Genomic DNA, 10,263 nt, shown 5'->3' with positions numbered 1-10,263 from the left:
CGGCGCCGTCACGGCGCGTGTCGGCTGGCGGCGCCGCTACATCAGCAGGTGCTCGCCGGCGTTCTCGCCGCCGAGAACCACGTAGTTCACCTTGCGCAGGTCGGCCAGCCGGGTGCCGCCGCCGTAGCTGATCGAGCTCTGCACGTCCTCGCGCATCTCGCGCAGCGTGTCGGCCAGGCGGCCCTTGATCGGCTCGAGGATGCGCTTGCCCTCGACGTGCTTGTACTCGCCCTTGTTGAAGTCGCTGGCCGAGCCGTAGTACTCCTTGAACATCTGCCCGTCGACCTCGACCGTGCGGCCCGGCGACTCCTCGTGGCCGGCGAACAGCGAGCCGATCATCACCATCGAGGCGCCGAAGCGGATGCTCTTGGCGATGTCGCCGTGGTGGCGGATGCCACCGTCGGCGACGATCGGCTTGCTGGCCACGCGCGCGCACCACTTCAGCGCCGAGAGCTGCCAGCCGCCGGTGCCGAAGCCGGTCTTCAGCTTGGTGATGCAGACCTTGCCCGGCCCGACGCCAACCTTGGTCGCGTCGGCGCCCCAGTTCTCCAGGTCGATCACCGCCTCCGGCGTGGCCACGTTGCCGGCGATGACGAAGGTCGTCGGCAGTTTCTCCTTGATGTGCTCGATCATGCGGCGCACGCTCTCGGCGTGGCCGTGGGCCACGTCGATGGTCACGTAGTCGGCGCCCACGCCTTCCAGCGCCAGGTGGTCGATCACCTGGTAGTCGGCCGGCTTGACGCCCGAGCTGATCGACACGAACAGGCCCTTGGCCCGCATCTGCTTCGCGTAGGCGAGCGTGTCGATCTCGAACCGGTGCATCACGTAGAAGTGGCCGTTGGCGGCCAGCCACTCGGTGATCGGCTCGTCGATCACGGTCTTCATGTTGGCCGGCACCACCGGCAGCGCGAAGCGACGCGGGCCGAACTCCACCGAGGTGTCGCACTCGCTGCGGCTCTCGACGCGGCACTTGCGCGGCAGCAGCAGGATGTTGTCGTAGTCGAAGATTTCCATGGCAGCGTCTCCTTGTGATGCAGGGGCGAGCGCTTGACTTGGAAACCCGGCGGCCGAAGCGAAAACCGGGCGCCAATATTTGGGCCCGGTGGCGAATTCTACGCGGCCGGAGACACTCGTTCGCGCGCTGTCCAGGTACCCGGTGAGGTGTTAGCCTGATGCTCCGATGCCAGACCCCACCGCCGAGACTGCGCAGGCCGATCCGGGCACGGCCACCGAGCGCCGTGCGCGCCGCGACTGGGTACTGCTTGCGCTGGGGCTGCTGCTGGCAGCGCTGCTGATGGCCTGGGGGCGGGTCGCCGCGCACCGCGCCGTGCTGGCCCAGGAGCAGGCGCGGCTCGAGGTGCAGGCGCGCGCCGTCGACTCGAATCTCTCGCGGCAGCTCATCGGCGCGTGGCGCGCGCTCGAGAGCGTGCGCGAGGACCGCCACTATCTGCTGGCCAACGAACTGGCCGACCGCCGCGCGTCGCGACGGCTGCAGGCGCTGACCGACGCGATGCCCGGCGTGCGTTCGTTCGCGCTGGTCGATGCCGACGGCGTGGTGCGTGCCGCCAATCGCGCCGACCTGCTCGGCGCCGACTTCTCCCGACGCGAGTCGTTCACCGCCGCGCGCGCGGGCGCGGACCTGCAACGCCTGTACCTGTCGCGGCCGTACCGCGGCTCGCAGGGGGTGTTCTCGATGAGCCTGACGCTGGTGCTGCCGTCGGCCGACGGCGGCTTCGGCGGTGTTGCCACGGCCACACTCGATCCCGACTACTTCCAGGTGGCACTTCACTCGGTGCTCTACGCCCCCGACATGTGGGCCGCGATCGCCCACGCTGACGGGCCGGTGCTGCTCTACGAACCGCCCAACGACGCCGCGACCGGCAGCGACCTGAACCGCCCCGGGTCGTTCTTCCGGCGCCACCTCGACAGCGGTGCGCCGGCCACGGTGCTGCGCGGTACGCCACTGGTCGGCACGGGTGGTGAGCGCATGGTCGCGCAGCGCACCGTGGCGCCGTCGGCGGTGCCGCTGGACAAGCCGCTGGTCATCGCGGTGTCGCGCGAGGAGGCGGCCCTGTTCACCGTCTGGCGCCACCAGACGCTGCTGTACGCCGGCGCCTTCGTGCTGCTCGGCGTCGCCCTGGCCGCCGCGCTTGCGGCGATGCAGCGCGGGCAGCGGGTGGCCATGCGCCAGGCGGCCGAGCGCGAGGCCGTGCGGCGGGCCGGCGCCGAGCGCCTTGCGCTGGCGCTGCGCGGGGCCGACCTCGGGCTGTGGGATCTCGACGTGGGCAGCGGGCATGCCACGGTCGACGAGCGCTGGAACGCCATGCTGGGGCTGGCGCATGAACCGCTCGACCCGGACTCCGAGGCCTGGCGCACCCGCGTGCATCCGGACGACTGGCCGGCAGTCAGTGCCGCGCAGCAGGCGCACCTGGCCGGCCGCACGGAGCGCTTCGAGGCGGTCTACCGCATGCGCCATGCCGACGGGCACTGGGTGTGGATCCTCGACCGCGGCCGGGTGCTCGAGCGCGCCGCCGACGGCTCGCCGCTGCGCATGGTCGGCACGCACATGGACATCAGCGAACGCATGCAGGCCCAGCGGGCGCTGGAGCGCAGCGAGCGCAGCCTGGCGATCACCCTGCATTCGATCGGCGATGCGGTGATCGCCACCGACCCGCAGGGCGTCGTCGAACGGCTCAACGCCGTCGCTGAGCGGCTGACCGGCTGGCCCGCGCAGGAAGCCGTTGGCCAGCCGCTGGCCAGCGTGTTCCGCATCCTCGACGCGCATACCCGGTCGCCGGCGGTCGACCCGGTGCAGATGGTGCTGTCGTGCGGCGAGATCGTCGGGCTGGCCAGCGACACCCTGCTGGTGTCGCGCGACGGGCGCGAGTACCTGATCGCCGACAGTGCCGCGCCGATCCGCGACGACGAGGGCCGCATCGCCGGCGTCGTGCTGACTTTCAGCGATGCGACCTCGCGCTTTCGTGCCGAACAGGCGCTGCGCGCCAACGAGCACCGGCTGCGCACGCTGCTGGACAACCTGCAGTCGGGCGTGGTCGTGCATGGCCCCGACACCCGCATCGAGCAGGCCAACGCCGCGGCCTGCCGCATCCTCGGGCTGTCGATCGAGCAGCTGCGCGGCATGTCCGCGGTCGATCCGTACTGGGCGCTGTTCGACGAAGACGGCGCACCGTTGCCGCCGCAGAGCTTCCCGGTGCAGCAGGTGCTGACGCGGCGCGAGCCCGTGCGCAACCTGCTGGTGGGCATCCGCTGCGTCGCGCAGGAGCGGCCCGTGTGGGGCCTGTGCAATGCCTTCCCGCTGTACGACGACGCCGGCGAACTGCTGCAGGTGGTGGTGACGATCGCCGACATCACCGAGCGCAAGGAGGCCGAGCAGCGCCTCGTGGCCGCGCAGGCCGAGCTGACGGCGACGCTGCAGGCCGTGCCGGACCTGCTGTTCGATGTCGACGCCGAGGGGCGCTTCCACGGCTTTCATTCGCCGCGCCACGACCTGCTCTATGCACCGCCGGAGGCCTTCATCGGCCGCTGTGTCGCCGACGTGGTGCCGGCCGATGCCGCCGCGGTCGTCGCCCGCGCGCTGCAGCAGGCCGGCGAGACCGGTCGCTCGATCGGCTTGCAGTACGAGATGGTGCTGCCGCAGGGCTCGCGCTGGTTCGAGCTGTCGGTGTCGCGCAAGCCGCAGGCCGCGGGCGCACTGCCGCGCTTCATCGTGCTGGCGCGCGACATCAGCGAGCGCAGGCGTGCCGAGATCGAGCGCCAGAAGCTCGAGCAGCAGCTGCGCGAGGCGCAGAAGATGGAGTCGATCGGCACGCTGGCCGGCGGCATCGCGCACGACTTCAACAACATCCTCGCGGCCATTCTCGGCAACGTGGCGCTGGCCCGTGAGGATGCGGCCGGCGCCACGCCGGTGCTGACCAGCCTGGACCAGATCAACCGCGCCGCACTGCGCGCGCGCCACCTGGTGCAGCAGATCCTTGCGTTCAGCCGGCGCGAGCAGCACGGGCTGACGGTGCAGCCGCTGCGCCCGGTGATGGAGGAGGCGCTCGGCCTGCTGCGCGCCACGCTGCCGGCGGGCGTGCAGCTCGACGCGCTGCTGCCCGAGACGCCGCTGCAGGTGCGCGCCGACGCAACGCAGTTGCAGCAGGTGCTGATCAACCTGTGCACCAACGCCTGGCATGCGCTGCCCGAACAGGGCGGCCGCATCGAGGTCGGCTGCGAGCGGATCGTGCTCGACGAGGCGCTGCGCCAGCGCCAGCCCGAGCTGGCCAGCGGCGCCTATGCGCACCTGTGGGTGAGCGACAACGGCGCCGGCATGGACGCCGCCACCCGCGAGCGCATCTTCGACCCGTTCTTCACCACCAAGCCGGTCGGCCGCGGCACCGGGCTGGGCCTGTCGGTGGTGCACGGCATCGTGCGGGCCCACGAAGGCTCGATCGCGGTGGACACCGCGCCGGGCCGCGGCAGCACCTTCCACCTGTACATCCCGTCGCCAGAGTCTGGCACCGGCAACCACGACGTCCACCCCGCGCTCGGCGCCGATGTGCGCGGCAGCGGCCAGCGCGTGCTCTACATCGACGACGACGAGGTGATGGTGGTGATGGTCGAACGGCTGCTCGAGCGCGGCGGTTTCACGGTCGTCGCCGAATCGGACGCGGCCGCTGCCGTGCAGCGGCTGCAGGCCGACCCGGACGCCTTCGACGCAGTGGTGACGGACTTCAACATGCCCGGCATGTCGGGCCTCGAGGTGGCGCGCATCGTGGCCGGCCTGCGCCCGGCGCTGCCGGTGGTGATCAGCACCGGCTACCTGTCGGAGGAGCTGCGTGCGCAGGCGCTGGCGCTGGGCGTGCGTGGCCTGCTGAAGAAGGAGAACACGCTGGAGGAGCTGGCCGGGCTGCTGCGCGAGCTGATCGCGCCGCGCTGACGAGCTTGCCTCGGCGCCGCATCGACGCCGCGTCTCAGCGCGGCGGCGCGAAGCAGGCCGCGAGGTCGACCGTCGCACCGCGCCCGATGCGTTCGCCATGCTCGGCCAGCCAGCGCTGCGCGCGGGCGCGGCCGAGATCGCGCAGCCGCTCTAGGAAGGGCAGGTGAGCGATCAGCCGCGACTCGGCCGACAGCGTGCCGAGGTCGTCGTGCGCGTCGATCAGGTGGGTGCGCAGCCGGGCCAGGCGGCGCTCGAGCCGGCCGATCGCGAAGCGCGAGGCACGCGCCTCGGCGCAGGCCTCGGCCAGCAGCGTGGCCTCGCGCAGGAAGCCGGCGTTGAAGCTGAACTCGAGCGCACGGGCGCGGATCTCGTCGGCACTCACCGGCACGCTGTCGTAGGCCAGCGGGCTGAGCGAGACGATCAGCAGGTCGGCCGGCCCCGAGCGGACCAGCGGGAACAGCGCCGGGTTGGCGCTGTAGCCGCCGTCCCAGTAGGGCTCGCCATCGATCATCACCGCCTGCTGCAGCGTCGGCAGGCAGGCCGAGGCGAGTGCGGCCTCGATGCTCAGCGAGGCGTTGTCGAACAGGCGCAGCCGGCCGGTGTTGGCATGGGTGGCGGCGATGAACAGGCGCGGCGCGTCGCGCTGCTTCAGCCGGTCGAAGTCGATCTGAGCGGCGAGCACCTCGCGCAGCGGGTTCAGGCCCAGCGGGTTGAGCTGGTAGGGCGAGAGCAGGCGCGTCCAGTGCATCAGCGCGCGCAGCCCCGGGGCGAGGCCGGGGTTGTCGGTCGGGCCGACCATCAGCATCTCGAAGGGCAGTTGCGTTCCGACGGCATGCCAGAAGCTGGCCAGCGACTCCCGCGCGGCTTCGGCGCCACCGCGCAGCAGGCCCTGGGCGAGCGCGAGCGCATTCATCGCGCCGGCGCTGGTGCCGCTGATCGCGCCGATGCCGAAGCGGTCGGCCTCCAGCAGCGCGTCGAGCACGCCCCAGGTGAAGGCGCCATGCGCGCCGCCACCCTGCAGCGCGAGGCCGAGGGTGGGGCGGGTGAAGGGCAGGGGGCGGAACCAGCGCATCGGCAGTCGGGGCGTTGCGAGAAGCGTGCCCAGCATGCCAGCCTGGCATGACCGCGCGTTACCGTCGGTGCGCCAGGTTTCCCAGGGGTGCGCCTCCTAGAATGCCCCGATGGATTCGCATGACGAGCGGGACATCCCGCTGTTCGAGGAGCACGAGGCCTCCGCGCCACCGCCCGAGCTGGGTGGCGAGGCCGGCCTGCTGCGTGGGCTGAACCCGGAGCAGCTCGCTGCGGTGACGCTGCCGGCGAAGCCGGCATTGATCCTCGCCGGCGCGGGATCCGGCAAGACGCGCGTGCTGACCACTCGCATCGCCTGGCTGATCAGCAACGGCATGGTCTCGCCGGCCGGCGTGATGGCCGTCACCTTCACCAACAAGGCGGCCAAGGAGATGCTCACGCGCCTGGCCGCGATGCTGCCGCTGCCGGTGCGCGGCATGTGGGTCGGCACCTTCCACGGCCTGTGCAACCGCTTCCTGCGCGCGCACTGGAAGCTCGCCGCCTTGCCGCAGGGCTTCCAGATCCTCGACTCGGCCGACCAGCTCTCCGCCGTCAAGCGGGTCATCAAGGCGATGAACCTCGACGAGGAACGCTACGTGCCCAAGCAGGTGACCTGGTTCATCGCCGGCCAGAAGGAAGACGGCCTGCGGCCGAAGGACGTGGAAGTGCGCGACGAGCTCACCCGCGTGATGGTGCAGGTCTACCAGGGTTACGAGGAGCAGTGCCAGCGCGAGGGCGTGGTCGACTTCGCCGAGCTGATGCTGCGCACCTACGAGCTGATGCGCGACAACGCCGCGCTGCGCGAGCACTACCAGCGCCGCTTCTCGCACATCCTGGTCGACGAGTTCCAGGACACCAACAAGCTGCAGTACGCCTGGCTGAAGATGTTCGCGGGCACCAAGGCGGCGGTGTTCGCCGTCGGCGACGACGACCAGAGCATCTACGCCTTCCGCGGCGCGCAGGTCGGCAACATGAGCGCCTTCGAGCGCGAGTTCCGGGTCGAGCAGGTCATCAAGCTGGAGCGCAACTACCGCAGCTACGGCAACATCCTCGACACCGCCAACGAGCTGATCTCGCACAACCAGAAGCGCCTGGGCAAGAACCTGACGACCGATGCCGGCGCCGGCGAGCCGGTGCGCGTGCACGAGGCGACCAGCGACTTCGCCGAGGCGCAGTGGTTCGTCGAGGAGGCGCAGCAACTGCACCGCGACGGCATCCCGCGCAGCGACATCGCGCTGCTCTACCGCAGCAATGCGCAGAGCCGGGTGCTGGAGAGCGCGCTGTTCAACGCCGGCATGCCTTACAAGGTCTACGGCGGCTTGCGCTTCTTCGAGCGTGCCGAAGTGAAGCACGCGCTGTCCTACCTGCGCCTGCTCGAGAACGCCAACGACGACACCAGCTTCCTGCGCGTGGTCAACTTCCCGACCCGCGGCATCGGCGCGCGCACCGTCGAACTGCTGCAGGACGCGGCACGTGCCAGCGGCCGTTCGCTGGCGCAGAGTGTCGGCGCGGTCTCGGGCAAGGGCGGCGCCAACCTGCAAGCCTTCGTCGCCTTGATCGACGCGATGCGCGATGCGACGAAAGGCCTCACGTTGCGCGAGATCATCGAGCACATGTTGCACGCCTCGGGCCTGGTCGACTTCTACAAGACCGACAAGGAAGGCAAGGACCGGCTGGAGAACCTGGAGGAACTGGTCAACGCCGCCGAGGCCTTCGTCACGCAGGAGGGCTTCGGCAAGGATGCCGTCGCGCTGCCGGTCGACGAGCAGGGCGGTGCTGCGGCCGAGCAGGTGCCGGATGCCGAGGCCGGCGAGATCATGTCGCCGCTGGCCGCCTTCCTGACCCACGCCTCACTCGAAGCCGGCGACAACCAGGCACAGGCCGGGCAGGACGCCATCCAGCTGATGACGGTGCACTCGGCCAAGGGGCTGGAGTTCGACGCGGTGTTCATCACTGGCCTCGAGGAAGGCCTGTTCCCGCACGAGAACAGCCTCTCGGACCACGATGGGCTGGAGGAAGAGCGGCGCCTGATGTACGTGGCGATCACGCGCGCACGCAAGCGCCTGTACCTGAGCTTCAGCCAGACGCGCATGCTGCACGGCCAGACGCGCTACAACGTCAAGAGCCGCTTCTTCGACGAGCTGCCCGAGGCCTGCCTGAAGTGGATCACGCCGCGCAACCAGGGCTTCGGCTCGGGCTTTGCACGTGAGTACCAGCAGGCCTGGCAGAGAGGTTCCGGGCTGGGTTCGATCGTCGGCGCGGGCAAGGTGGAGCCGAGGCCGGCGTCGTCCTACCCCTCGACACCGAAAGCGACCACCTCGCACGGCCTGCGCACCGGCCAGAGCGTCTTCCATACCAAGTTCGGCGAAGGCGTGATCGTCACGCTCGAAGGCAGCGGCGAGGATGCACGCGCCCAGGTCAACTTCGGCCGCCACGGCATGAAGTGGCTGGCGCTGTCGGTGGCCAAGCTGACGCCGGTGAACTGACACCTTCGTGGCGTTCGTCACGAAGCGGGGCCACGCGCGTAATCGCCGGCCGCGGACGACGACTGAGTGGAGCGGGGCAAGCCCGCGCAGGAGCGTCGAATGAAGCGGATCGTGTCGTGGGCCCTGTTCGGGCTGTCGTTGTCGCTGTTGGCGCCGTGGGCCGCGGCGCAGTCACCCTGGCGTGTGCAGGGCCCGACGCTGGGCGGTGCCGCCTTCGACAGCGCCACGCAGCGCGGCAAGGTGCTGATGGTCTTCCACTGGAGCACCGACTGTGCGGTGTGCCGTTCCAAGCTGCCCGAGCTTCGCGCCAATGCGCAGGGCTGGCGCGGCAAGCCCTTCGAGCTGGTGCTGGTCAGCGAAGACCGCCGGCGCGCCGACGCGCTCGCCTACGACGAGGCCTGGCGGGCGACGCAGAAGGCCGACCTGCATCCGCCCAGCCTGTGGGCCGGCGAGCCCGGCTTTGCCGATTCGTCGAAGGTGCGACCGCGCCAACTGCCGCTGACCATCGTGCTCGACGCGCAGGGCATCGAGCGGGCACGCTTCGAAGGTCGCATCCCGCCCGAGGCCTGGGATGCGGTGGCCGAACTGCTGCCCTGAGGCTCACTCCTTCGTCGAGATGGCGACGACGCGCCCGCTGCGCGGCTCGACCTCGCAGCGGTAGCTGAACGGGATCAGGTTCATGCCGGCGGCGCGCTCCACCGAGCCCTGGCCGAGCAGTTCGATGCGGCCGTTCTCGCCGGGCTGCATGCGCCGCGAATCGGAGCCGAAGTTGATGCGCGCCACGCGCGGATGCCGCTTCTTCAGCGCCGCCGCGGCGGCACTCTCGCAGGCCTCGGGCGAGACGTTGGTCAGGTCGGGCTCGAAGGGCTTCTCGGCGGCCGCGCGCGCCGCGCCGAGGTCGCGGAACACCACGCCCGACGTCGAGTCGGTCGCGGCGTTGTAGGCACAGCCGTAGCTGAAGCTGACGCTCGCGCCGCTGGCCGAGCGGTAGCGGCCTTCGCCGCGCACGCCGGTTTCATCGTCACCGCCGGGCAGCAGCACACGACGCGAAGCGACGAACTGCACGTCACGGGCCTCGCGGCCGCGCAGCCGGCGGATGTTGTCGGCGACTTCCTTCTCGCAGCGTTCGGTGGCCTTGGCCGGATCAGCCTGTGCGAAGGCAGGAGCGACCGGCAGCGCCGCGGCGATCACGGCGGGAAGGAGCAGCGGCAGGAGTCGGGTCATCGGTGCGGTGGACGGTGTCCGGGGCCGGTTGTCATTGGGGAACCTGGGCCGATGGTGGCCGCTTTGGTGCGCCACGGCAAGGGCCGTTGTCCCACTGCTGCGTTGGCAGGCGTTCCAGCCACAAGCGAGGCAGGGCAAGGGCCTTGCCGATGATTCCACGGCTTGTGCACAGGGTTCTCCACCGACACTGTGGACAAGCGGGACTTGCCGTCTTCCCTAGACTGAGGGCATGAAGACGGTGCTTTCCCTCTTGATCTCCGCGATTCTCGGCATTTCGGCCGGGGCGGCGGAGCCGCTCATGATCGACTGGCAGGCGGTCGGACAGGTCCGCATCGCCCGAACGGAGACCACCGTCGAGCAGTTCGCCCGCTTCGCCGCGGCGACCGGCGTCGTGACGCAGGCGGAGCGTGCCGGTGGCGGGCAGGTCTACGAAGCCGGGTGGGTGACGAAGCCGGGCTGGACCTGGCGCAGCCCGTTCGGCCAGCCGGCGCAGGGCGACGAGCCGGCGGTGCACCTGAGCTTCGACGAGGCGCAGGCCTTCTGCCG

At 70.6% G+C, this 10,263-nt stretch carries 7 protein-coding genes; 4 read left to right on the top strand and 3 right to left on the bottom strand.

The window, feature by feature from the left end:
• Positions 1 to 36: 36 nt before the first annotated feature.
• Positions 37 to 1,014, bottom strand: coding sequence for a GMP reductase (locus AAG801_RS36510; protein WP_341892818.1), 978 nt, complete (start codon positions 1,012 to 1,014; stop codon positions 37 to 39).
• 166 nt (positions 1,015 to 1,180) lie between these two features.
• On the opposite strand from AAG801_RS36510, the gene AAG801_RS36505 reads away from it, so the two are divergent.
• A complete protein-coding gene (locus AAG801_RS36505; RefSeq protein ID WP_341892817.1) occupies positions 1,181 to 4,939 on the top strand; it encodes a PAS domain S-box protein in 3,759 nt (1,252 codons plus the stop codon).
• A 34-nt stretch (positions 4,940 to 4,973) separates the two neighbouring features.
• Here the strand turns inward: AAG801_RS36505 and AAG801_RS36500 are convergent, their stop codons facing one another.
• Positions 4,974 to 6,047 (bottom strand): patatin-like phospholipase family protein, encoded by a 1,074-nt coding sequence (locus AAG801_RS36500; protein WP_341892816.1) that lies wholly within the window; start codon positions 6,045 to 6,047, stop codon positions 4,974 to 4,976.
• Between the two features lie 73 nt (positions 6,048 to 6,120).
• On the opposite strand from AAG801_RS36500, the gene AAG801_RS36495 reads away from it, so the two are divergent.
• Positions 6,121 to 8,493, top strand: a complete 2,373-nt coding sequence (locus AAG801_RS36495; RefSeq protein WP_341892815.1) for a UvrD-helicase domain-containing protein — start codon at positions 6,121 to 6,123, stop codon at positions 8,491 to 8,493.
• A 99-nt stretch (positions 8,494 to 8,592) separates the two neighbouring features.
• The gene (locus AAG801_RS36490) at positions 8,593 to 9,090 is read left to right on the top strand and encodes a TlpA disulfide reductase family protein (protein ID WP_341892814.1); all 498 of its coding nucleotides are present in this window, start codon (positions 8,593 to 8,595) and stop codon (positions 9,088 to 9,090) included.
• 3 nt (positions 9,091 to 9,093) lie between these two features.
• On the opposite strand, the gene AAG801_RS36485 is transcribed toward AAG801_RS36490, so the two are convergent.
• Positions 9,094 to 9,717 carry a hypothetical protein gene (locus AAG801_RS36485; RefSeq protein ID WP_341892813.1) on the bottom strand — a complete coding sequence of 208 codons (624 nt, stop codon included), beginning with the start codon at positions 9,715 to 9,717 and terminating at the stop codon, positions 9,094 to 9,096.
• Positions 9,718 to 9,946: 229 nt separating this feature from the next.
• Between AAG801_RS36485 and AAG801_RS36480 the strand changes: the two genes are divergently transcribed.
• Positions 9,947 to 10,263, top strand: a 317-nt coding sequence (locus AAG801_RS36480) for an SUMF1/EgtB/PvdO family nonheme iron enzyme (RefSeq protein ID WP_341892812.1), incomplete at its 3' end; no start/stop codon positions are given.

The sequence above is a fragment of the Variovorax sp. YR752 genome, from assembly GCF_943372545.1.
This window is presented reverse-complemented; position numbering and strand designations above follow the sequence as displayed.

Bases quoted from the DNA above. Each gene is read 5' to 3' on its own strand.
- AAG801_RS36510 (WP_341892818.1), bottom strand. From the start codon at position 1,014: ATGGAAATCTTCGACTACGACAACATCCTGCTGCTGCCGCGCAAGTGC.
- AAG801_RS36505 (WP_341892817.1), top strand. From the start codon at position 1,181: ATGCCAGACCCCACCGCCGAGACTGCGCAGGCCGATCCGGGCACGGCC.
- AAG801_RS36500 (WP_341892816.1), bottom strand. From the start codon at position 6,047: ATGCTGGGCACGCTTCTCGCAACGCCCCGACTGCCGATGCGCTGGTTC.
- AAG801_RS36495 (WP_341892815.1), top strand. From the start codon at position 6,121: ATGGATTCGCATGACGAGCGGGACATCCCGCTGTTCGAGGAGCACGAG.
- AAG801_RS36490 (WP_341892814.1), top strand. From the start codon at position 8,593: ATGAAGCGGATCGTGTCGTGGGCCCTGTTCGGGCTGTCGTTGTCGCTG.
- AAG801_RS36485 (WP_341892813.1), bottom strand. From the start codon at position 9,717: ATGACCCGACTCCTGCCGCTGCTCCTTCCCGCCGTGATCGCCGCGGCG.